A 23,748-nucleotide genomic window follows, 5' to 3' on the forward strand; every position below is an offset into this window, starting at 1 on the left:
TCGGCCCGCGCCGGGCGGCGGGCGCGGGGGAGACCCCCAACCGGGCGTCGGATGCGGAACTCACCGTGCTTGAAAGACCCGATGATCGGACTCTCAAACCGTGGGCGGCGGCGGTCGTCCCCACGGCGTGGCAAGCGTCTTCAGAGATTCTCAAGGCCGCTGGATCCAGCATTTAGGCCGGGCTACAGTGCGTATTCAACATTCGGGATCTTCAGCCGAAGGGGTCGTCTCGTCGGCCCCTGGACAGATCTTCGTGACGGTACTGTCGCGATCTGTCCGGCGTCTCGAGCGGTAAGAACCCATCTGCGACAGGGGGTGAGACATGGTCGAGAACCGGTGGTCGTGGGCGTCCACGGCCGGGACCGTTCCGGAGCGGGGGTCGTTCTGGCAGGTCTCATCGGCGTCGCATGAGGAATGCCAGGCCGAGGCGGCTCTCTCGTTGCTGGAACAGGGCGTCGACCGGGCGGGCGCGGTGCATCACGCGGAGTCGGCGCTGGCGGACGAGGTCTGCTCAGTGCGCGCCCGATGTCAGTGGCGCGCACTGATGGTCCTGCTCGCTGCCGGTGAACTGGTGAGTGCGGACGCCCAGCTCCGGCGGCTGGAGAACGCCGGGGAAATCGACGTCACCGGAATGCTCGTCCTGCTGCGGGCCGGTCATGCTCGCCTTTCCGGGGATCTCGCGGGCGCGGGGCGCGCACTGCGCCCCCTGGTGGAGGAAGCGGTGGAGCCGTTCGTGCATCGGCTCGCCGTGGCCTGTCTCGTGGAGACGCTCGTTGTGGGCGGCGACGTCGAAGCCGCGGATGAACTACTCGGCGAACACGACTACGAGCAATGGACGGCCGACGACGAAGCCGCCAGGCCGCTGTTGCTGGCGGCGAGAGGAACCGCCCATCTGTCGGCCGGACGCTACCGGGAAGCCGCCGCGGATCTGTTGCGGTGCCTCGAACTGCCGGCAGCGGACCTGATGGGACATCCCGCGGTGATGCGCCGCCGGGTCCTCGCGGCGCTCGCGGCCAAGGGGCTCGGACGCCTTCGGCTCGCCACGACTTTGGCGGAGCAGGAGGAGAAGGCCGCGCTGACGTGGGGTTCTCCCGCGGCCGTGGGTTCGGCGCTCTATGTCCGCGCGATCGTCGACGATTCGGAACGCGCGATCGGCATGCTCACCGACGCCATCGAACTGCTGGAGGTCTCCCGTACCCGGGTCGGGCTCGCCGTCGCGCGGTACGAATTGGGGACGCGACTCGCAGCCATGGGAGATCTCATCGCGGCGAAGGAACAATTCAAACAGGCAAGGCGTGCCGCACTGCAGATCGGCAGCGACAAGCTCGCGGAAAAACTCGAGAGTGCCGTGGGTGAACTGCATCACGAGGGCGAAGCCCGATCGCTGACCGCTCAAGAGGTCAAGATCGCCGAGCTTGCGCAATCCGGCTACACCAACAAGCAGATAGCGGACAAACTCTTTCTCACCATTCGGACGATTGAGTTTCATTTGTCGAATGTCTACCGAAAGCTCAAGATCACCGGTAGGCGTGAACTGATGTCCGGTGCGCGGAAGCTGACCTGATCGTCGTGTGATCACCGTCTTGGCGTATTCGCTGTGTGTCACCGAATACTACGGTTGGGCACCACTGATCGGCGGTGGACGGAAACGTGAATCCTGAGAAACCATGTGTGGCGGCTCCGGAACGAGACGGAACCGTCGTCAGGATCGGGAAACACGACGAGAGTGAGGTGCGCGTGGTGGGGCAGCGAGGGCAGAAGGATGAACCGGCCGGGGAATCGGGGGGTGCATTCGGACTGTTCGGGGTGGGCATGACGGGCGGTCTCCCGGATCATCCCGCAGGTATGCTGGTGCCGGCGCTGGAATTGGCCGCACGGCTCGAATACTATGTGGCCGAATTGATCCGGGTCGTGCCGGAGTGTCCTGACCGGCGGATGAATGAAGAGCGTCTCGACCTGCTGGTCGGACTCTGCAGCGCCGCCGATGCCCTCCGTTCCTCCGAGCGTCGCGAACACGAACAGGCCGAATATCAGCTCCGGTCCGCTCTTGCTCTGCTGCGAGGGGTTGACCCGGGCAAATTCATCAAGCCCCTTCCTTGATCTTTCACTCCTGGGACTTTAGGGCAGGAACCGACGATGAATGTGTTGAATTCCAGTCGGTGAGCGCGCCGTGACGGCGGCGGATGATAGAAATTTCTCGTGGCCGAAAATGACTGTGAAGAAACCTGCTTGGAGCGTATCGAGCTCGCGCTGCGCTGCGAAAGCTCGTATTTCTACTTCAGTGAGGGCACGCAGCTGATCAACCCCGGCGTGCCCACCGTTGGCGGGATGATCACGGCATCTCCCGGAAAACTGCAGCTGCAGGTTCCCTGGCGGGCGCGCACCGCGAGGATCAAGGTGGAGACCTACCGCCGGGAACCTGCGGTCCTGCTCGACGACTACGACGACGCGATCGAATTCGGCTATTGGTCCGCGACGGGTGACGCAGCGGTTCTGGACTCCTCGCGCACGCTGGTGCACGACCTCGGCCGGCTGCCGATCGGCGCGGGGGACTACCGGTTCCGCTATCACGTCCGGGAGTTCGATGCGACTCCTTCCTCGCCAGGCGAGGCGCGGATGCTGCTCCAGATCTGGCCGGATTTCCTCGGCGCCATGGAGGAGCTCAAGATCACCGGCCGGCACGGGAACTTCTGGCATCCCGGTCAGATGCTCCTGAAAAGCCTGGAGATCTGAGCTGCGGCGAAGCCCGTGCCGGGCTGCTGGCGGCGACGTGTCCGAACGTGACACCAGGCTCTCCCCAGGGCCTAAGTAGTCCGTGAATGCCTCCTTGAGGGACTCAGAGTCCCTCAAGGAGGCATTCACGGACTTGAAGCATGGGCACGTCAAGTTCCTGTTTCGCAGGGGCCCGAGGGCATGAAGATTATCCGAACATCCCGACTATGGAAGGTCAGCTTCCGCCTCGGCGGTCGATGGAGGGTAATTGAGCCATCACGTTCGTGATTCACACGAATTGGGTAGCGAATAGACCGAACGGAGTGCGGAGCATGAGGTGCTATCGCAGGCCAGCCGCGCACGACACGCGCACACCGCGTGGCGCTGCCCGTGATTCCCGGGCCCGGTGGTGGCGTTCACTTCCCCGGGTCCTCGCCGTCGCCGCATTGGTCGGTCTGCTCTCGTCCTGCGGAATCTCCGCGACGTCCGGATGGCACGGTGACGTTCCCGGCCTGGACCACCAGAAGCGTACGAACTTCGAAGCCCCCTTCGGCCCGCTGTATCCGGCCGACATCGCCGTGCTCGTCGCGGTGTCCCAGGCGGGGTACTGGGAGGCGCCGACCAGCGAGCTCATCGCCAACGAGAGCAAGAATCCGAAGGTGAAGGCAGTCGGTGCCCAACTGTCCAAGGAGCACCACGCGCTGAACATGTACAACGAGGCCGCCGCCGCCCGGCTCCACGTGCAACTGCCACTGTCGGCCACGCCGCAGCAAGAGGGCTGGCGCAAGCAGATCGAGGCGGCCAGCGGAGACGAGCGCGACCGGCTTTACGTCCAGCTGACCAGAGCGGCTCACGGCTCCGTCTACATGAAGGTGGCGACGGTCCGCTCGACGACGCAGAACGACGTCGTCCGTTCTCTCGCCCAGGTGGCGACCGAGTACGTCGCCCGGCACATGGCCCTGCTGGAGAGCACCGGCCTGGCGAACCTGGATTCACTGGCCGTGCATTCCGCGACGGACGCGGAGTACCAGCCGACGCCTACGACGGCGGAATGGGCTTTCGGGGGCGGGGTGGCACTGGCCGCCGCGGTGGGCACCCTCGTCGTCATCCGCCTGGCGTCACGGCAGACCGAGGAAGCGACCGAAGACGGGGTGGGCATCGAATGAGCATCGCAGTTCTGGCCTCGGCCGAACCCGTCCTGGCCGCCGGATACACCGGTTTCGACCAGGGTGCCCGGACCGTCGCGGCCTTCTCCGCGCGGATCGCCTACCTGGCCATGTGTCTGACGCTGTGCTGGGGCATCCTCACCGCCACCGGCTGGGTCCGGCGGATCACCGGGCATCAGGCGCTGCGCGCCGGGCACATCATGCTGGCCTCCGCGACCATCGCCACCGTCATCGTGCATGCCTTCGCGATCGTCAGCCTGGACGAACAGGTCGTCGTCGGCACCCAGGTCTTCATCCCGTTCCTCAATGGCTACGTGCGGCACGCGCTCGGCATCATCTCCATGGATCTGATGGTCGCCATCCTGATCACCGCGGGAATGCACCGCTTTCTCCGGTATCGCAACTGGCTGCGGTTCCATCAGACCGCCTATGTGGCCATCACCCTGGGCGTGGTGCATTCCTGGTGGGGCGCCTGGGCGAACGGGAACCTGCAGCTGGTGTGGCTCGGCGGTCTCACCGTGCTCGCCCCGGTGGTCGCGCTGACCACGGTCCGGTTCCTCCCGGCGAACGTGCTGGTGAAGATCGGTCTTGTGGGTGATGGCCCCGCGACACAGAACCAGGTCGTCAAGACGGCGCCGTTGAGGGTGCACGTCGACAACCAACGGTGCCACCGCTACGGCTTCTGTCAGTCGGAGGCCCCGGACGTATTCGAATTGCGCGAGGACGGCCGTCTGGCGTACCGGAAGGATCCGGAACTCACCCGGAATCTGGATGTCATCTCCGCGGCGCGGGCCTGTCCGATGCGCGCGATCCAACTGGAAGGGAGGAACCATCATGAGTGAGCTGCCACGGATCGTGATCGTCGGGGCAGGACTGGCAGGCATGTGCGCGGCGGAACGACTGCGCGAGCTGGGATTCGACGGGGAAATCGTCATCATCGGCTCGGAGTCGACGATGCCGGTCTACCGGCCCGCGCTGACCAAACAGTTCTTGACCGGCGAACTCGGTCTCAAGGAAATCCTCACCGCGCCGACGCACGACCTCGACGCCGTGTGGCGCTTGAACACGGTGGTATCGCAACTCGACGCTAAGAAGCGGGTCGTGCACCTGCCCGGCGGCGAACAACTCGAGTACGACGGGCTGATCATCGCCAGTGGGGTCGAAGCACGCAGCCTTCCGGGGGCGATGAGGGCGGGTTCGCGGGTCGCGGTCCTGCGTTCGATCTCCGACAGCAAGCGTTTGCGCCAGGCGCTGACCGGTGCCCGCGCGCCGATAGCGGTGATCGGTACCGGTTTCATCGGCTGTGAAGTGGCGTCGAGCATCAGGTCTCTCGGGCAGAACGTCGTCCTCATCGGACAGTCCAAATTGCTCATGAACAACCTGCTCGACCCCGGGCACGCGCAGCGGCTGACCGAACTGCACCGGCGGAACCGGGTCCAGCTGCAGCTCGGGACGAAGGTCGAGGAATGGGGTGCGAGCTCCTCGCGTGTTCAGCTCCGCCTCTCCAACGGACGGCAGCTGGACGCGGCGTTCGTCGTCGTCGCGGCAGGCTCGGTCCCGGCTGTGTCGTGGCTGCGGGATTCCGGGGCCACGCTGGACAACGGAGTCGTGTGCGACCCCACCTGTCACGTCGCCGGTATGGAAGACGTCGTCGCGGCCGGTGACGTCGCGAGCTGGCCCAATCTGCGCTTCGACACCAAGCCGCGTCGCGTCGAGCACTGGACCAACGCGATCGAGATGGGCCGGGCGTCGGCGGAGAACTTGCTGACCGGGCGGGAATCGGCGGTGCCGTTCATGCCGGTGCCCAGATTCTGGTCCGAACAGCACGGTCTGCGGTTGCAGGCGGCGGGGATGCCGGCGGTCGGCACCGAACGCGAGCCGATCGACCCGACGACACCGGGCGGGCATTCTCTCACCGGCTACTACCGGGACAAGAAGCTCGTCGGTGTCATCGGCTTCGACAACTCGGCGGCGGTGCTGCATTACGCGAAGAGCTTCGTGGACAAGGCACCTGTCGGTGGACGGGTGCGGACGGAATCCGCGGGCGAGCCGGAGGACAAGTTCAAGAACGGCCAATCCGGACCGACGAGGGCGAGCTCCGTGCCTGAATTCCTTCAGGTCTAGCGCGAACGCCCCGAATCGAAAGGACATCGTATGCGACCGAACGTGCTGGCGATATTTTCCGTCGCCGCGCTGGCCGCAGCCGCCGCGCTCGCGATCCAGCAGTCACCGAACTTCTCGTCGCAGACGACCGGCCTGTCCCTGCTGACAGTGGACACCCCGGACTACCGCTTCATCGTTGTTCCTTTGCCCTACCGGGAGGAACAGCGGATCATCCGGGCGCCGGTCCCGGCGACGGAGATCGCGACGGCCTGGGCGACGCCGGAGAAGGACCCGATGGCGCCGCCGGAAACCTCCGCTTCACCACCGGACCCGCCGAAAGCGACCGGGGAATCCGCCCCGCCGTCGCCGACGCCGACGTCCTCGAGCAGGCGGTCCGACCCCGAGCACACGGGAGCGGCCGCCGGTCATACGCCGGAGGGGCGATGAATAGAGAAGAGCGGGTGGGGTTGGCGACGGATCGCCACATCCCCGCGATGGGACGGGCCGAGCCCGACGCGGTCCGGTTCGGCGGCTGGTCCGACTACGCGGAATGGGCCGACCACGACTTCCGGGATCGCAAGCCGCACGAGGAACCGACCTCGACCGGGCAGCATTCCGTCGTGGTCGAGGTGATGACCGCGGTCGTGCCGATCACGCTGCCGGAGGAACCCGCGGACGACTACGTGTCCCGGACCTCCTGCCGGATCGTCTCGCCGGAGGGCTACGACGACGTCGAAGGCATCGACCTTCTGCTGGAGGTCGACGACCAGACGGCGCTCGTCCGCCCCTATCTCGGGTTCGACACACAACCGGGGATGCGGCACGACCTCGCCCTGGAGACCGTGATCGAGACCACCCGGCCGTACTCGACGCTGCCGATCGCCACCTTGGGCGAGGACCAGCGGCTGGTCTGCCGAGCTTGCGTGACCCCCCAATCGGTCGCGGAGATCGCGGTCGGGATCGGGGCACCGATCGGGCTGACGCAGATGCTCATCGGAGAAGGGATCGACAGGGGATTTCTTCGCGTGCACAGTTCGGCGCTGCCGACGAAAGACGGCCTGCCGTCCATCGAGTTGCTGCGTCGTGTCCATCGAGGACTGTCACGGCTGGTTTGAAACGCATTTTTGACGGAGAGGCACGATGAACGACGAAGCGAAACGAGGACGCGGCATCGACCCGCTGCTCACGGGTTTCATCGTCCTTTGCGCTGCACTGATCGCGGTGGCGAGCCTGAGCGCCGTCGGTGTGTGGTTGCCGGCGGAGTGGCCTCCGTTACTGGCGATACCGCTGGCGCTCGGCGCACTCGGGGTCGGCGCGGCCACGTTCACGACGCTGCGACGGACGCGGCGATCGTTGGACGAGCTGCGCCGTGAGGTCGATCAGGTCGGGCGTCAGCACCTGCCCGAGATCATGCGGGAGGCCATCGACAACAGGGACGCGCGACTGCTGAAGATGCGCCTGCCCACCGTCTCCGACGAACATCTGAGGACGTTGGTCGACGACGTCGGGAAGCTCTGCGACACGGCGGTGCGGCTCGCCTCGGACCAGGACGAGATCCGCGCCGGCTACGCCGACGTGTTCGTCAACACGTTCCGCCGGACCCAGACACTGCTGCTGCGCCAGCTGCAGATCATCGAAGGCCTGGAACGCAGCAACCGGACCCCGGCCGACCTCAACCGGTACTATCAGCTCGACCACCTGGTCATGCGCATGCGCCGGAACAACGAGAACATCCTCGTGCTGTCGGGTACCGAACTCATGCGCAAGACCAGGGACGCTGTCCCGGTCAACGACTTGCTCCGCGCCTCGATCTCCGAAATCGACAACTACCAACGGGTCCGGCTGCTGAGCACGCCGTCGATCCGGGTGTCGAACACCGCCGCCGGTGACCTGATCCGTATCGTCGCCGAGCTGCTGGACAACGCCACGTCGTTCTCCCCGCCGGACAAACAGGTGACGGTGAAGGCGGAATTGGCCCGGCACCGCGGTCTGTCGATCGGCGTCATCGACAACGGCATCGGTATGTCCGACTTGGACATCCGTAAGGCGAACGAGCAGCTGCGGCGGCTGGGGGCCGCGGAGATCGCCCGTTCACGCCGGCTCGGTCTGCTGGTGGTGGGCAGGCTGGCCGGACGTCACGGATTCCGGGTCGAACTGTTCGGTGGTGACGAGGTGGAGGGCGTCTCGGCCCTGATCTCGGTGCCGAGCTCGGCCCTGCTGGAAGAGGACGAGGTCCGCGCCACCCTGCCGGGTGACCTGAACCGCGGCTCCACCATGGGCCCGCGTGCTGTGGCGAACCGGGCAGGCCGGGGCGATTCCGCGGTGCCGATGACGGTCACCGTACGACGCCCGGAGAAGCCGTCGGGCGACGAGGCCGCGCCGGTCCGACGTCCGTCCCCTTGGCACAGCAGGAAACGGAAGGCACATGTGGCGCGCCGGCCGACCGTCATGGCGGAGTCGCCGGACCTCGTCGCGCAGGCTCATTCGGACGTTCCCGGCGAGCTTCCGACGCGGATTCCCCAGCCGTCCACCGGGCTTCCGGAAGGTGCGGGGCCGGTCCGGCGGACACCGTCCCGCTGGTTCCAGGCACGGAGCGCGACCCGGCAGGCGAGGCTGGACTCGGGTGCGCGGGGAAACGGTCCCGAGACGGCGCAGGACGCCGTGGACGACTGGAAGACGAACGTGGACAGTGCTTGGAGAAAGGCGGAAGGCGCCGCTCACGCCGACGAGTACACCTACACCGAAGACGGGCTGCCGCTGCGCCAGAAAGGTGCGCATCTGATCCACGGCAGCGTGCAGAGCGGAACCGACGGCGGGAACGGGCGAGCGGCGAAACCGATCGAACGGGACGCGAAATACACCAGGCGTCGCTTGTCGAGCTATCAGCAGGGCGTGCAGAAGGCCAAGGAACAGGAAGCCCGTATGCGCGGGACCCCAACGCATTCCGGTGGCTGGACGGTCCTGGAAGTCGACAACTGACGGTTAATCGGTAATTCGAAAGGAAACATCATGACTGACAAAGATGAGGCCTTGAGCGAGTACGCCTGGCTGATCAACGACTTCGTCGACCGCGTCCCCGGTGTCGCGCACGGTGTCGCGGTCTCTTCCGACGGCCTGCTCATCGCTTCCTCGAGCACTCTCCCGCAGGACCGGGCCGACCAGCTCGCCGCGGTCGCATGCGGCCTGGTCAGCCTCACAGAGGGCGCGGCCGGCTGCTTCGAAGCCGGCAACGTCAACGAGACCATCGTCGAGATGGACGCGGGGACCATGCTGCTGATGGCGATCAGCGACGGGTCCTGCCTGTCCATCCTGGCCGACCCGGGCTACGACATCGGTCAGATCGCGTACGAGATGACGCTGCTCGTCGACCGGTTCGGTCACATGCTGACCCCCGAACTCCGTGCGAACGAAGAGGAAGCCACCGCGACGGCAGGCGGCCGGGCCAACTAGTCCCTGGATCGGAAGGAAAACTCAGATGAGCAACGACAGGGTCGGCTCCACCGGGAAGACCGGGAAGAAGTCATTGCTGACCTCGAAGATCGTGGTGGCGGGGGGATTCGGGGTCGGCAAGACGACGTTCGTCGGCGCGGTCTCCGACATCAAGCCGCTCACCACCGAGGCGATGATGACCGTCGCGAGCGGCAAGCTGGACAACACCGAACGGCTTCCGTACAAAGGCTCGACCACCGTGGCGATGGACTTCGGCCGGGTCGCGCTGGATGACGAGTTGCTGCTGTACCTCTTCGGCACGCCGGGTCAGGAGCGCTTCTGGTTCATGTGGGACAGCCTGGTCCGCGGCGCGATCGGCGCGGTGGTCCTCGCCGACACCAGGCGTCTGGCGGACTCGTTCACGTCGGTCGACTTCTTCGAGAACCGCAACATCCCTTACGTCATCGGCGTGAACACCTTCGACGGGATTCTCCACCACCCGCTCGAACACGTGCGGCGCGCGATGGCCATCAATCCGTCCATTCCGATCTTCCGCTGTGACGCCCGGGACCGGGACGAGGTCAAGGACACCTTGCTCGGACTCATCGAGCACGTCATGAAGCGCGTGGAACAGGTGGCTGAGCCTTCGATGGCGTGAGCGGGCTTCGGGGCACACCGGCCCCCAGGGGAAGGAAAGGGACGAAATGGGAGTCAGCGACAAAGAAATCGTCGATCTGGACATCGAGAAGTTCAACGACATCACCAAGATGGACGGCGTCGTCGTCATCCATCTCTCGGCGGAGTGGTGCGGGCCCTGCCAGGCGTTCACCGCGGTCTTCCACGAGACGGCGGAACAGCACGACGACGTCATCTTCGCCTCACTCGACACCGACACGCAGCCAGAGCTGGGGGCGGCGTTCAACGTGAAGTCCATCCCCACCATCGCGGTGATGCGTGGCGGCGCGGTGATCTTCACGCACGAAGGATCGCTGAGCGAGAACGCGCTGAACGACGTGATCCGGCAGGCGCGGGCGATCAAGGTCGAAGAGGTGCGCAAGTCCGTCCAGGCTGGTCTGAGTCAATCCTGACCGCATCCATCACAACCTGTAAGGAGTGAGCCTTGGGCATCCAAATCGGTTCCCGGGCGCCGGACTTCACGCTTGACGGAAGTCATTCGAAGCCGGTGACCTTGTCGTCTTTCGCCGGCGACAAGAACGTGCTGCTCGTGTACTACCCGCGAGCGTTCACCCCGATCTGCCGGGGAGAGCTGTGTCAGCTGCGCGACGAAGTCGACCTGTACCAGAAGTACGACGTGCAGATCATCGGCGTGTCGGTCGATTCACCGTTCTGCCTCAACGCCTGGGCCGAGCAGCAGGGGTATCCGTTCCCGCTGCTGTCGGACTTCTGGCCGCATGGCGAGGTCGCTACGACCTACGGCACTTTCGACGATTCCGCCGGCGTCGCCCGCCGGGGGACCTTCCTCATCGACACCGAGGGGATCATTCGATTCGCCCAGGTCCAGAAGGAGGACGTCGCCCGTGATCAGGATCATTGGAAGGACGAGGTCGTCCGCATTCTCGGACCGCAGAGCCGCAAGGCGCCCCTGGTCACGGTTCCGGCCGCTCCCGGGGCCTGGATCTCGATGAACCCCGACCAGTAGGGAGGGACACCAGCGCCAGAGGCGCGCCGGTCGCCGCCGCCGTCGTACGGCACGGAACGTCGAGGTTTCCGTGCCGAGTATCGACATGCTCAAAGACTACTGAGAGTCACTTTTGTGTTTATGGTGTGACGTTGAACTGGAGAATCTTTCCGAAATCTGGCGATCGAAGGTAACGGATTGTAGTAGAGACCCGGTGAAGTGGCCCGCGTAAAGCTTTTCCTGTCCGAGCTGGACGGAAGGAGTGGCGGCATGGAGCTGGTGAAAGTCCTGGTGCACGGCGGCGACGAGATCACCGAAACCGCCGTGAGCGCCATGCTCGACGCGAACGAACTCCTCCAGGTGATCGCACCCGATCCGGACAGTCGCCCCGACGTCATCGTCGTGGTCGCCGACGACGTGATCGGGAGCAGCACCTTCTCGTTCCTCCGCCGCTTCCAAAGCGCCGGCGGTGCGCAGGGGCCCCGGGTCGTGGTCGTCGCCGATAGGTTCCGGTCCGAGGACATGCTCGTCGCGGTGGAGTGCGGGGTGACAGCCCTGCTGGCCCGGAACGAGATCAAGGAGAGCACCCTTGCCTCGGCGGTGCTGGCGGTGCACCGCGGGGCCGCGCTCATTCCCTTTCGCCTGCAGGGCATCCTTCTCAGCCAGTTGAACCAGCTTCGGTTGCAGGTGCTCACACCCGCGGGATTGACGCTGACTGGCGTCGAAGCGCGGGAACGTGATGTCCTGCGGCTCATCGCCGACGGCTATCAGACCGACGAGATCGCCGGGATTCTCAGCTATTCCGAGGGTACGGTGAAGAACGTGCTCTACGGCTGGATGGCCCGGATGCGCCTCAATTCACGGGCACAGGCGGTGGCCTACGCCATGCGGGTCGGCGTGATCTGACTCGATCCTTTTCACTCGTCCGCGCGGTGCTCCACTTGCGCCGCCGTGATCACGGAAGAAACGACATGGAACCGGTACGCGTAGGAATAAGCGCAGTCGACCCGATCACTCACTCCGGGCTGGCCAGTTTTCTGTCTGCACGCGACGAAATGGTCGTTGTCGACGCGGCGGAACTGACCGAACGCGACGTTCTTGTGGTCCAGGTCGACCGGATGACGCCACAGGTGATGACCGAACTCCGGAGCCAGGGCCGGGAACTGGTGCCCAAGGTGCTGGTGACCGGCGAACTCAAGGACAGTGACGTGGTGAGCGCGGTGGAATGCCGCGTCGTCGCCGTCCTGCCGCGGAACCGGATCTCGGAGGACCGGTTGGCTTCGGCGGTGCTCTCCGCCGCTTCGGGGAGGGGCCTCATTCCGCCCGAGATGCTCGGCAAGCTGTTCGACAACATCCGGCGGTTGCAGCATGAAGTGCTCGCGCCGCGCGGCCTCGGTGCGGCGGGACTCACCGCGCGCGAGGTCGACGTGCTCAGGTTGATGGCGGAGGGGCGCGACACCGGGGAGATCGCCGGGGAACTGTGTTACTCGGAGCGTACGGTCAAGAACGTGGTCTACGAGCTGACCAGCAGGCTGAACCTGCGCAACCGCCCGCACGCCGTCGCCTACGCGATGCAGGCCGGAGTGATCTGATCCACAGCGATCCGATCCGGACTGGGATGCGCGCTGCCCGGGTGGATCACGAGGTTTCACCGGTGTGAGCCGGCACGGGTCTTCCGTGCCGGCTTTTTCCTTACACTCCAGCCGTACTGGCAGCGCCCCCGGGGTGCATAGAGTTTTCGTTGAGTCGTTCTTGCTGAAATCAGGCTGATCCGCGGAAGAAGCGGAAGGTTCGGGTTATCGCCCGAGGAGCCGGATTCGGAGGAACGGCGGGATGACGCGTCAGGGTGAAGTGCTCGTGGGACAGCGAACGGAGCTCGCCGTCCTCGTCGAGGAACGCTCGATGCCGGGCGTGACCTTGGTGTACGGCTTGCCCGGCAGCGGGAAGTCCGCCCTCCTGGCGAACGCGGCGCACGTGATCGGTGAACGCGGGAATCCGGTGCTCGCCGTGCCTTCGCGGAGCGACCGGCCCGACTGGGATCTGTTCGGCGTCACCGAGGTGCTCGCGGCGGTCCGCGACCGGTACGAGGACTTCGTCGCGGACACGCGGCTGCCGGAGACCATCGAGACCGTGAGCCGGCTGTGCGCGGAGGACGCCTATTCCGATCCGTGGAAGAGGTTCTGCCTGTTGCACGCCCTGGGCACCCTGTTCACACAGCTGAGCAGGACCGGTCGGGTGACGATCGTCCTCGACGACGTCGACCGCCTGCCCGATCCCGTGCCGATGGTGGCTTCGATACACCGCGCGGGCCATGCGGTGATCGCCGCGTGCCGGACGACGTCCGCGGAATGCCCAGACCTCCTCGACGGCACGGAGACCCACACGGTGGAGCTCGGCCCGCTCACGCTGGAGGACACGTCACTTCTGTTGCGGCGCAGGTTGAACGCACCGGTCTCGCCGATTGCCGAGCAGGCTCTCCGGACGGCGCTCGGTCCTCTGTGGGGCAACCCGGCCGCCGTGCTGTCGACCGCGGCCGAACTGCGTGAGAGCGGCCGTTTCGAGGTCGTTCACGGTTTGGTTTGCCTGCGTGCCAAGGAAAAGCCCATCACGTTGCCTGTGGGGCACTCCTACTTCGCCAATCTGGTGCCGTTCGGTGACGTGGGTAGGCGGCTGGTCGCGCTCGCGACGAGTCCCGCGGGTCTGTACGCCGAGGATCTGCGGCTGCTGGTAGACGGTGGACGGCCGACGATGCCGGTCGGCCGGATGGCGGATGAGCTGGTCCGCGCCGGGCTCCTCGACTGCGAACCCACTGGGAGGATCCGCTGCCAGGTACCCGCCATGGGTAACACTGTCGCCAGGGAAGAGACCGATGAGGCGCACCGGCGGCTCCGGAGCGAGATCGTCCTGCGCCTGACCGGCACCGGGGAGACGCTGGGAAGCGGCCGCGAAGATATCACCAGGCATATCGCGGCGGCCGGGAACGACCTGCCGCGCCGTGCTGAATTCGTCGGTCCGCTCCGGTCCGCCGAAAGCTCCCTCGCCGCGGACTCTCCCGAACGCACCGACCACCTCTATGCGGCCTGGTGGCACCAGGGTGAGGGCCCTGGCCGGGCCGACCGCCAGACGGAACTCGTCCGTCATCTGGTCCGCATCGCCGACTACGCGCGCCTTGCCGCCTTCACCGCCGAAGCGGTGCACGGCGAGCCGGACGCGGGAGAACGTGAGGAACTCGGTTTCGCGGCCGTGCTGGCGTCCGTGCACCTGGGCTGCCCCGTGCCGGCAGCGGTCCGCGGCACGCTGAGCCGGGACGCGGTGTCCGCGGCGGCTTTCGGGCTCAGCGATCGCTGGTTCGACGGCGGCCGGATCGGCCCAGACGAGGTGGCGGACCATCTGCTCCCGGTGTGGCGGCGGATCAGTTTCGCCGCGCCGCGGCCCGGCCGGAGATTCGGCCACGGTGGGCACCTCGACGCCTGGCTCGCCGACGCCTGCGCAGTCCGCGACCTGGTCCCGATCCTGCGCGCCGTGCTGGGCCGGGATTACCGCGTACCCGTCTCCGGCCCTCTCGCCGACTACCACCGCGCGCTCACCGGACACGCGGAAGGACGCTGGGAAGAAGCGCTTGAAGCCGTCCGGGAGCTGGAACTGCAGGAGAACGCGGACGAGCTGTGCCGCGAGCGGGCCCGGCTGCTCGCGGCTGAGATGCACGGCTGGCGAGGTGAGCACCGCCAAGCCGCCGCGTGGCTGGCCACAGTGCCCGAAGACGGGGGCTTTCCGCTTCTGAAGGCCTGGGTGGACGCCGGTCTCACGCACCATTCCGGAGCCGTCCGCGAGGCGTTCGAGATCGGGCGACGTGCTTACCGGAATCACCCCGGGACGAGGGACGAGGTCGGCGCGGCGCGTCTGCTCTTGCGGCTTGCCTGGTTCGCCAACCGGCTCGGAGCCGAGCTCCGTCGCGCTGTCGTGGACTTCGCTGAAGAATGGCACGGCCTGCGGGGTTCCCGGCGTTCGTACGAACTGATGACGCTGGTGCGCGGTCTCGCGGCCGGTGACGAAACCGGGATCCGGGTGACGGAGAAGCTCGTCCGGAGACGCGGGGACCGGCACGGCCTTGTCCTGCTGAGCGAAGCCGCGGCGGCGCGGGAATCCGGCTGCCCGCAACGATGGTTACGCGAGATTTACGAGACCACCCGCCCCGGCGAGCAGTCCCGGCCGCTCGCTCCGGAGAAGGACACGACCGCCGGACCGGACGATCACGGACAGCTGTCCGAGATCGAGCTGGAGATCATCGGCCTGGTCCGCGGCGGCCGGACCAACCGACAGATCGCCAGGGCCGTACGGATCAGCGAGAAGACGGTCGAAAAGCACCTGACCAGGCTCTACACGAAGGCCGGCTGCCGGACGAGGTACGGCCTCGCGACATCAGGTCTCGCCAGGCACCCGGACGCCGTCGGCGCCTGAAGTTCCCGCCCGGTCCGCACGCACGTCCGCTCGAGCAACGCGAAAGGCGAATCCGATGTCGCTTCTGCTGAAAGTGCCGCGCTTGGTTCGCCGCAAACCGCGTGTGCACTGCGAACCGGTTGGCACGGCCACGGTCGTGTTCGAGGCCGACGGGATGACCGTCCAGGCGGGCAGACTGGCCATGTCGTTGCCACCGGATCATGAACACACGCTTGTCCTCGTGGACGTTCCCGCGGCCCGGCGATCCACCGCACTGTGGGAGACGCTGGCAGTAGCCGTGGAGGCGGCGGGGAAACCGCTACGTCTGCTCCCGTCCGAGGCGGCGGGTGAGATCGATCTCGAGTCTTCCGCGTGGCTTTCGAACCGTCTCGGCCAGTCGGTGCTCTATCCCGACGGGCAGGTCCTGAGTAGCGCGAACGGACTCGTTTTCCTGCCACCGGACGGCAGCCGTGGCTGGGTTGCGTGCGCGCCGGGAAAGAAGCCCTCCAGGGTCGGCAGGCGGTTCCCGGTACCGGACTGGGAAGGCCTGATCGCGGCTGATTCGTACCGGGTGGGGCGCTCGACGACGGCAGAGCCACTACCCGCCGGGGTCTGGCTTCGGCCCGACGGACCGGAGCCCTGGCTGGAGGCTGGGCGGGCGAAGCTCACCCGTTGGCTCTGCGTCCGTTCCCGTGAGCTGACCGTCGTACTCGGTGGCCACGGGATACCGGCGCTCCCTCTGGCGGACGTGGTCCAGTGGTGGGCGGCCTTGTCGCCCGACCTTCGCGCTGGGGTGCGGTTCCTCTGCTACGGCGCGATCGGTGCGCCGGCGGGGGAGGAACCCGGTCAGGCGCTGGCGGACGCACTGGGCGTGGGCGTCGTGTGCCACGGAGGCTTCCCGGTCGGTTCGCCCGACTGCCCGGACGTCTTCACGATGCTGCGCGACGGATCGCACGGTGTCCGTACCTTCGCCGAACAGCTGACCTTTCGTCCTCGGCGGGGCAAGGCGGCCGAACCGGATGCTCCCCAGCTTCGTCGGTGGCGTCGGCCCCCGGGCGAGCTGACCGAAGTCGGGCCGGGGCTCTACCGGCATCGCTCGGAGGCGCTCGTCGAAGTCGTGCAGGCCGGGCTATGGCTTCGTTCCGCGCGTGAACACGCGCGAGCGGGAGAGATCCGGCGGATGGCACCGGATCCCGGCGGGGTGCTGGTGTTCCACGATCCTGAGGAGGAGGCGGTCACCACGCTCGTGGCGGAGATACTCCACCGGCAGGAGAGCAGTCTCCGAGAGAGGACCATTCCGGTACCACTCCCGTCGCCGTCGAGGACTCAGAGGCGGCAGGCCTTCGCTCCTGACCTCACGACACCGCTGTCTCCCTTGCCACGGCTTTCACGGCTGCTGCGTCGGCACGACGAACAGACGGTGGCCTCACCGCCTTCCGCTGTCGCCGCGATCCCGTCCCAGACGGACCTTCGCGCCCGCCTGGAGCCCGACGGTGAGCGAACCACCCGGCTGGAGCACCCTGCCAAGACCATGCCCGAGGTGGAGCTGGAGACCGGCTCGCCGATCCTGCAACCGGAACCGCCACCGGAGTCGCGAGCCTGGCCGCTCGCCCCGGATTTCGAGGCGCACGGGAGCGTCGTCCGCGAGAACCGGGAGGACGAGTTCGACGCGCTGGCGGAACGGATGACGAAGGTTCTGCGCCGCTTCTCCGCCCACCCCCGGACTTCGGAAAGCGGACTGATCGAAGCTGTAGCCGCCGGGCTCTATCTCGCTCGGCACGATCCGGACGTGGACGGAGGCCTGCGCGCGGGGACCGACGGCACGCATGTGTCCTTCGCCCGCTGTGCGGCCGCCGGTCTGCACAAGATGCCGGTCCACCGCAACGCCGCGGCTATCACCGCGGTGGATCCGGGCCCGCGGGTGTGGAAACTGCTGAAGACCCTGCCCGTGGTGCGTGATTGGGGATTCTCGCACCTGTTGACCGCGCCCACCGAGGACGAGACCGGTACCGCCGATCTCGTCGTGTGGTCGTTGACCGGGCGGCTCACCGCGCCGATCGAACCGGCGGACGACGCTGTGACCGGGCGGGTCGTCTTCCTACCCGGTACCGCGTTCAAGGTGCTCGACGTCGTCGAGCCTGGAGAAGGGGACAGGGGAGTGATCCTGATGCGCGAACTGGCTGACGTCGAGCTCGGCGGAGACGGCAAGGGGACGGGCGGGAAGGCCCGGGACGACCTGGTGAGGTCGTCACTTCGGAAGCTCGCCAAGCGCACCGGCGGACGCGGCTCCACCGTGCCCATCGCCCACCGGCACAGGTTCAGCCGCGTCCCCGGGTTCGCGGAGGTGCCGGACCACCGGGACGACGAGCGGATGGCCAGGTGAGCGTGGGAGAGCCGGTGGGCAAGCTCATGCTCCTGGTCGACCCGGCGTTCGAGGCCGCGGAGGAACACGCGGAAGGGCCGCCGGTGGACGCCGTCATGGGCGGCTGGCAGGTCGGCGACGCGGGAGAACGAGGCCGGTTCCAGCCCAACCCGTACTACCGACCCCGTTCGGCGGAATCACCGTTCGATCCCGTGGATGCCGTCCTGCGCGCGCTGTCAACGGGAAAGGCGGTCTCGGACCAGCTCATCCCGGTGTTGCGCGACGGCGTCCTCGGCATCGCCGTCGACGGCGCGGGGACGGCGGTGCTCCGCTCCGCACCGGACGGCGTTCCCTGTGTGCAGGTGACCAGTTCCTTTGTCGCGCGGGCCCGGTCCGGCCACGACGGGGCGTGGAAGGACACCACCGTCGACGAACTGGCCGCCACGCTGCCCGCGCGGGACGTGGATGTGCTGCTGAATCCGGGTACGACGGCCGCTATGCGTGTGGTCGCCGACGTGATCAGGACCGCCGCGGACGGTAAGGCCTGATCCTCCCCGGTCATAAACTCAGCACACCGTTCGCCATCGCCGTGGACAGTTCGATGCGAGAGCGGTAGCCGGTCCGGGTGAACAGCCGGCTCAACCGCCCCGCCACGCTCCGTTCGCTCGAACCCAACACCACGGCGATCTCCTTGTTGCTGAGCCCTTCGGCCGCCAGCACCGCCAGCAGGCGCTCGTTCTCCGCCAGCGTCGTGCGCCGCCCCGGCACACCGATCCCGTGCTCCTGCATGAGATTCCGGGTCTGTGCCCGCAACAGCAGGGCGCCGAGATCCCCTAGCAGTTCGTAGGCTTCGCTGAGCAGGGCCGGGGCCGCGACTCCGTGCTTGACCAGGCGGACCATGGTCGAGGCCAGTTCGAACGGCTGGCCACGTCGCCGGGCGAGTTTCAGCGAGCGGGCCCCGGCGGCCTCGTCCCGGGTGACCACCGCTTCGACGAATTCCGCCAGCAGGACGGCGCGGCCGCCGGAGTACCGCGCAGCGGCGAGCCACTGCGCGGTCTTCAAGCACTCTTTCGCCGTGTCCAAGTCGCCCAGTACCCAGGCCAGCTCGGCCAGCTCCGCGTTGGCGATGTCGGTCCCGATCACCAGCCCGCGCTCGGCCGCCGCGGCCAGCGCCGCCGTGTACCGATCCGCCGCACCCCGGTCGTCACCGAGCGCGCGATCGATCTGCGCCTCGGTGAAGTCCAGCAGATGGGCGAGCACCGGCCGGGTGGCTTCGGCCGCCGTCGAGAGCGCGCGAGCGGTGGCGAGACGTCCCTGGCTGACCAGAGCGGAGACCGTCGCGTGGTACATCCCCGCAGTGGCAGCGGCGAACCCCGGCGCGGATCTTTCCGCCACGATCCGGGAAACCAGCGCGGTGGCCGATCGGAAGTCCCCGCGGAGAGTGGCGGCGAGCGTCCGCACGCACGGCCGGGTTTCCTCCCACACCAGACCTTCGGCGACCAGCAGGTCCTCGGCACGTCCGAGTTCACCGGTCAGCAGCAACCCGGTGAGGTGTGCGTCGACCAGCTCCTCCCGGTACCGCCCGACCTCGCGGGCCGGCCAGTTCTTCCGGTCGCGAAGGCTCCGGTCGAAGGCTTCAGGTTTGCCCTGCCATAACGGTGCGGAGATCCCGATGAGCCGCGCCAGCACGGCTTGCCGCTTTCCCTCTTCCTTGGGCGGCGCGACGTTGGTCAGGTGCACTTCAGCCTCCGGCCAGCGATCGAGCATTCCGCAGGCCAGCGCCCGGATCACCAGACGCGAGCCCGGGCTGCCCGGCAGCCGTCGTGTTCCGTCCGCGATCTCGCGGAGATCGCCGGTGCGGCCGAGGCCGCTGAGCGCGTGGACCAGCAGCGACTGCACTTCGACCAGGGAGTCCGCGCTCAGCCGGTTCAGGAACTCGCCGAGCAGGATCCGGGCGCCGTCGAGTGTCCGTTCGTGATCGCCGTGCCCATGACTGACAACGGTGAGCAGCCGCAGCGACTCCGCGCGTCGTGTCCGGTCGTCGATGAGGTCGGTGGCGGTGGCGATCCAGCGCATTGCGGACCCTGGGTCTTCGTCGCCCGTCTCGGCCGCCCGGGTGAGCAGCTCACCGGCCGCCCGCGCGGGGTCGACGAGCCGTCCCGCGTCGGCCACGAGGTCCGCGCGGCGATCGGGATCGGCGCAGGCCGCGGTGCCCGCCCACAGGGCTTCGACGCCCGCCGCCGCGAGTTCGCGGCGTTCGCAGGGGCCACAGGAGTCGGCGAGAGCCAGGGCGGCCAGCGGCATGGTGAACCGCCAGGAGGCGCCGCCCCGTCCTCGGTGGAGGATCCCGGCCCGGCGGAGTTCTTCCAGCAGTTCCAGGGCATGCTCTTCCGAGGTGCCGAGCGACTGACCGACGAGCCCCGGCATCGCCGCGCCGAGCGGGTGAAGGATCGCCGCGGCCTTGGCCGCGTCCCAGACTTCCCGGCCCAGTTCACGGACCCGCTTGCCGAATTCGCTCTGCCAGAGTCGTCCTTCGGTCGCGGCAGGAACGAGGTACGCGGACCGGTCGAGCACCCGGATCGCGCCGAGGCCGCGCAGGTTCTCCATCACTTCGTCCACCGCCGCGTGGACGCCACCGCTGAGTGCGTGCACGTGGTCGACCAGCGCCGGTTCCGGAACCACGGAGAGCGTGTCCGCCAGCCTCTCGGCGAGGAACCGTTTGTCCCAGGGCTTCAAGCGCACCGTGTGGACGAGATTCTCCGCGCGCAGGCGGGAAAGCGTATCCGGCCCGTAACGCGCGGCGGCGCCTCCGGCGGGGACGCGTAGCGTGCCGACGAAGGTGACCGGCCGCCCGTCCAGCAGGCGGATCAGCGCTTCCAGGACAGCGAGCGAATCGCGGTCGATCCATTGGAGATCGTCGAGAAGGACGACGCCCTCCCCAGTGCGCCGCAACGCCATGGCCGCCGCGCGAGCCGCCTGCTGGGCCACGCCCGGTTCGTCGGCGGCCCTCGCGACCGGGCCGATGGCCGCCCAGACCGGTTCGCCCTTGACCGGCCCGCGCAGGCGGGTGGCGGTCGGGGTGAACCGGGCGGGCACGACGTCTCCCCGAGGGGTGAACCGCATCGCCGACACATGCCGGCCTTCGGCTTCGTAGCGCTCACCGAGCAGCGCGAGTGTCGTGGTGCGCCCCACGCCGGCGAGTCCGGTGAGCAGGACCAGAGGTGGGCCCGCCGATCTGATGGTGTCGATGATGGGGTCCACGTCTCCATCATCGGCGGCGCGGTCCATGTTGCCGCCAACGCCGGGAAAACGCGGGAGATTCCGCAAAAGATCGTGCCCGAAGTTCCTCTTCCGGCGCCCTCGCGCGCGTCCGGGACGTTTCCTGCCCTGGATAGAGATTTAGTTGAGTCCCGAGTGGTCGGCTGATATCCGGACCAGTCCGTGATGTGCGCGAGGAAACGACGAAGGAGACCGGAACGTGAGCCAGAACGTCATCATGGTCACGCAGACGCCGGGGCATGGCTACCGGCGGATCGGTGACGCGGTGGCCGCGGCGCCGGAGGGTGCGCTGATCGTCGTCGGTCCCGGCCGTTACAGCGAGAACCTCGTCCTGTCCAAGCCGGTGACCATCACCGCCGAAGAGGGCATCGGCACGGTGACGCTCTTCGCCGGCTCCGGCGTCGTGGTCACGGTGACCGCGCAGTCGGCCGCCCTGTCCGGGATTTCGGTGGAGTCCAAGGACGACGAGAACCCGGCTGTCTTCGTGGCACAGGGCCAGCTGGGGCTCACGGAATGCGTGCTGCGCGGAGCGAGCTGGTCCACGGTCTTCGCTTCAGGTGAGGGCACTATCCTCATGCGAGGATGCGAGGTGAGCAACGGCACCGGTGCCGGCGTCGTGGTCACCTCACCGCACGGCGGTGTGCTCGAATCCTGTCGTTTCGACGGGATCGGTACCTCCGCCGTGGTGGTCGCCGACGACGGCGCCCTGCTCATGCGCGCCTGCACCGTCGATACGGCCGCCGCGAACGGCATTTGCCTCAACGGTCGCGGCAGGCTCACCGTCGACGACACCGCCATCACCGGCACGGGCAAACCCGCGGTCGCGGTCGAACAGCAGGCGGCGATCGCCGCTACGCGGCTGACCGTGTCCCGTGTGGACGGAATCGGGTTCTACCTGGCCAGCGGCGGCAAGGTGGTCCTCGACGAATGCGTCGCGGAAAACCTTGGTGCTGAAGGAATTTTCGTGGCCGAAGGGTGCAAACCCGCGATGCGCGGTTGCCGTATCCGCGCCGCCTCCTCGCGCGGGGTGCATTTCGCGGCGCGTTCCGGAGGCAAGATCACCGACTGCGAGGTCTCGGAGGTCGACGGGGTCGGCGTCAACGTGACCGAGCGCGCGACCCCGGAGTTCGATCGGCTCTCGGTCGTCGGCTGTTCGATCGCCGGCGTCCGGGTGTCCGACGCGGCCGACCCGTTCTTCCGCCGGTTGCGGGTCCAGGGTTCGGACGGAGTGTGCGTCGAGGCCGACGGCGGCGGTCGCGGGACGATGGAGAACGTCGAGGTCGACGGAGGAGAGGTCGGCCTGCGGGTGGCCGGAAACTCTCGGTTGTCGGTGACCGGCCTCAGCATCCGGAAGACCGCGGATACCGGGGTGCTGGTCGCCGACGCCGCACTGGCGCTGACCGACGGCGCCATTACCGGCTCGGGCGGGAACGCCGTCCATGCGTCCGGCGGGGCGAATCTGTCGGTCCTGCGATGCCGGGTGCACAGCAGTGTCGGCGTGGGCTGTCTTTTCGCCGAAGGCGCGGCGGGGTCCGTGTCCGAGTCGGAGTTCTCCGGCGGGAAGACCGACGGCATCCGGCTCGAGACCGAGGATGCCGTCCGGGTCGCGAACTGCACCGTGCGGGACAACCAGGGCAGCGGGCTGCGCCAGACCCGGCCGGGGACCGGGATCGAAGTGATCGACCTGATCACCACCGGGAATCTCAAGCCGGACGCCTACGGGACGACGTCGTCGATCGAGCTCACTCAGGCGCAGCCGAAGCCCCCGCAGCGACGTCCAGACGCCGAGGACCCGCTCCTGCAGTTGCAGGGTCTCGTCGGCCTGGACGGCGTCAAACGCGAAGTGACTTCGCTGATCAATCTCAACAAGATGGCGAAGCGACGCCAGGATGCCGGGTTGTCGGCGCCGCCTATGGCCCGGCACCTGGTCTTCGCCGGCGCGCCCGGCACCGGCAAGACCACCGTCGCCCGCCTCTACGGCCAGGTCCTCGCCCAGCTCGGCGTGCTCCGGGAAGGACATCTGGTCGAGGTCGCGCGGGCCGACCTGGTCGCGCAGATCATCGGTGGAACCGCGATCAAGACCACTGAGGCGTTCACCACCGCGCTCGGTGGCGTGCTGTTCATCGACGAGGCCTACACCTTGAGTTCCGGCCAAGGCGGGAGCGGGCCCGATTTCGGCCGCGAGGCGATCGACACGCTCGTGAAGCTGATGGAGGACCACCGGGAAGACGTCGTGGTGATCGCCGCGGGCTATTCGAACGAGATGACGAAGTTCCTCGAGTCGAACCCCGGTATGGAATCCCGGTTCAGCCGGACCATCGAGTTCGCCAACTACACCGCGGAAGAACTCGTCACGATCGTCCGGACCCAATGCGCCAAACACGACTATCACCTCCAAGACGAGGCGGCCCAGGCGCTCCATGAGCACTTCGAAGCGATCCCGAAGGACGGGACGTTCGGCAACGGCCGTACCGCTCGCCGGGTTTTCGAGCGTATGACGGACAGGCAAGCGTCTCGGCTCGCGGAGGCGGAGTCGGTCACGCAGGAGGACCTGACGTTGCTGACCGCCGACGATCTCGAAATCGGCGTGCGATGACGAAGATGCTCAGAGATCACCGGTC

The 23,748-nt window shown here is 67.5% G+C and carries 19 protein-coding genes and 1 pseudogene; 19 read left to right on the top strand and 1 reads right to left on the bottom strand.

Annotation, left to right across the window (positions count from 1 at the left end; genetic code table 11):
- Positions 1-322 precede the first annotated feature (322 nt).
- The 18 genes and pseudogenes from IE302_RS29480 to IE302_RS29565 all read left to right on the top strand — a co-directional run bounded on the left by IE302_RS29480 (position 323) and on the right by IE302_RS29565 (position 18,396).
- Positions 323-1,564 (top strand): LuxR family transcriptional regulator, encoded by a 1,242-nt coding sequence (locus tag IE302_RS29480; RefSeq protein ID WP_191257685.1) that lies wholly within the window; start codon positions 323-325, stop codon positions 1,562-1,564.
- Between the two features lie 107 nt (positions 1,565-1,671).
- The gene (locus tag IE302_RS29485; RefSeq protein WP_229907993.1) at positions 1,672-2,100 is read left to right on the top strand and encodes a hypothetical protein; all 429 of its coding nucleotides are present in this window, start codon (positions 1,672-1,674) and stop codon (positions 2,098-2,100) included.
- A 129-nt stretch (positions 2,101-2,229) separates the two neighbouring features.
- Positions 2,230-2,733 carry a hypothetical protein gene (locus tag IE302_RS29490; RefSeq protein ID WP_229907994.1) on the top strand — a complete coding sequence of 168 codons (504 nt, stop codon included), beginning with the start codon at positions 2,230-2,232 and terminating at the stop codon, positions 2,731-2,733.
- A gap of 311 nt (positions 2,734-3,044) precedes the next feature.
- Positions 3,045-3,878: a DUF4142 domain-containing protein gene (locus tag IE302_RS29495; RefSeq protein WP_191257687.1), complete on the top strand. Its 834-nt coding sequence runs from the start codon at positions 3,045-3,047 to the stop codon at positions 3,876-3,878.
- Positions 3,875-4,720: a ferredoxin gene (locus tag IE302_RS29500; RefSeq protein WP_191257688.1), complete on the top strand. Its 846-nt coding sequence runs from the start codon at positions 3,875-3,877 to the stop codon at positions 4,718-4,720. Before IE302_RS29495 ends, IE302_RS29500 begins: the two co-directional genes overlap by 4 nt.
- On the top strand, positions 4,713-6,002 hold the full coding sequence (locus IE302_RS29505) for an NAD(P)/FAD-dependent oxidoreductase (protein WP_191257689.1): 1,290 nt from the start codon (positions 4,713-4,715) through the stop codon (positions 6,000-6,002). The genes IE302_RS29500 and IE302_RS29505 overlap by 8 nt, the downstream gene beginning before the upstream one ends.
- A gap of 30 nt (positions 6,003-6,032) precedes the next feature.
- Positions 6,033-6,428, top strand: a complete 396-nt coding sequence (locus IE302_RS29510; protein WP_191257690.1) for a hypothetical protein — start codon at positions 6,033-6,035, stop codon at positions 6,426-6,428.
- A gap of 14 nt (positions 6,429-6,442) precedes the next feature.
- Positions 6,443-7,096, top strand: a complete 654-nt coding sequence (locus IE302_RS29515) for a DUF742 domain-containing protein (protein WP_191257691.1) — start codon at positions 6,443-6,445, stop codon at positions 7,094-7,096.
- 25 nt (positions 7,097-7,121) lie between these two features.
- Complete coding sequence (locus IE302_RS29520) at positions 7,122-8,960, top strand: ATP-binding protein (protein WP_191257692.1); 1,839 nt, start codon at positions 7,122-7,124, stop codon at positions 8,958-8,960.
- Between the two features lie 30 nt (positions 8,961-8,990).
- Positions 8,991-9,431, top strand: a complete 441-nt coding sequence (locus IE302_RS29525; RefSeq protein WP_191257693.1) for a roadblock/LC7 domain-containing protein — start codon at positions 8,991-8,993, stop codon at positions 9,429-9,431.
- Positions 9,432-9,456: 25 nt separating this feature from the next.
- Entirely contained in the window at positions 9,457-10,068 is a 612-nt protein-coding gene (locus IE302_RS29530) for a GTP-binding protein (RefSeq protein WP_191257694.1), read from the top strand.
- A 46-nt stretch (positions 10,069-10,114) separates the two neighbouring features.
- A complete protein-coding gene (locus tag IE302_RS29535) occupies positions 10,115-10,498 on the top strand; it encodes a thioredoxin family protein (RefSeq protein WP_191257695.1) in 384 nt (127 codons plus the stop codon).
- A gap of 32 nt (positions 10,499-10,530) precedes the next feature.
- Positions 10,531-10,986, top strand: a pseudogene (locus IE302_RS29540) (peroxiredoxin); the annotation flags it as partial.
- Positions 10,987-11,319: 333 nt separating this feature from the next.
- Positions 11,320-11,955 carry a helix-turn-helix transcriptional regulator gene (locus IE302_RS29545; protein WP_191257697.1) on the top strand — a complete coding sequence of 212 codons (636 nt, stop codon included), beginning with the start codon at positions 11,320-11,322 and terminating at the stop codon, positions 11,953-11,955.
- Between the two features lie 65 nt (positions 11,956-12,020).
- The gene (locus IE302_RS29550; RefSeq protein ID WP_191257698.1) at positions 12,021-12,641 is read left to right on the top strand and encodes a helix-turn-helix transcriptional regulator; all 621 of its coding nucleotides are present in this window, start codon (positions 12,021-12,023) and stop codon (positions 12,639-12,641) included.
- Between the two features lie 241 nt (positions 12,642-12,882).
- Complete coding sequence (locus IE302_RS29555; protein WP_191257699.1) at positions 12,883-15,507, top strand: helix-turn-helix transcriptional regulator; 2,625 nt, start codon at positions 12,883-12,885, stop codon at positions 15,505-15,507.
- A gap of 55 nt (positions 15,508-15,562) precedes the next feature.
- Positions 15,563-17,869: a hypothetical protein gene (locus tag IE302_RS29560; RefSeq protein WP_229907995.1), complete on the top strand. Its 2,307-nt coding sequence runs from the start codon at positions 15,563-15,565 to the stop codon at positions 17,867-17,869.
- Positions 17,866-18,396 carry a type VII secretion system-associated protein gene (locus IE302_RS29565; RefSeq protein ID WP_229907996.1) on the top strand — a complete coding sequence of 177 codons (531 nt, stop codon included), beginning with the start codon at positions 17,866-17,868 and terminating at the stop codon, positions 18,394-18,396. Before IE302_RS29560 ends, IE302_RS29565 begins: the two co-directional genes overlap by 4 nt.
- A 10-nt stretch (positions 18,397-18,406) precedes the next feature.
- Here the strand turns inward: IE302_RS29565 and IE302_RS29570 are convergent, their stop codons facing one another.
- A complete protein-coding gene (locus IE302_RS29570; protein WP_229907997.1) occupies positions 18,407-21,109 on the bottom strand; it encodes an ATP-binding protein in 2,703 nt (900 codons plus the stop codon).
- A gap of 217 nt (positions 21,110-21,326) precedes the next feature.
- Between IE302_RS29570 and IE302_RS29575 the strand changes: the two genes are divergently transcribed.
- Positions 21,327-23,723, top strand: coding sequence for a right-handed parallel beta-helix repeat-containing protein (locus IE302_RS29575; RefSeq protein WP_191257701.1), 2,397 nt, complete (start codon positions 21,327-21,329; stop codon positions 23,721-23,723).
- Positions 23,724-23,748 lie beyond the last annotated feature (25 nt).

The organism is Amycolatopsis oliviviridis, assembly GCF_014654365.1.
GTDB classification, from domain to species: domain Bacteria; phylum Actinomycetota; class Actinomycetes; order Mycobacteriales; family Pseudonocardiaceae; genus Amycolatopsis; species Amycolatopsis oliviviridis.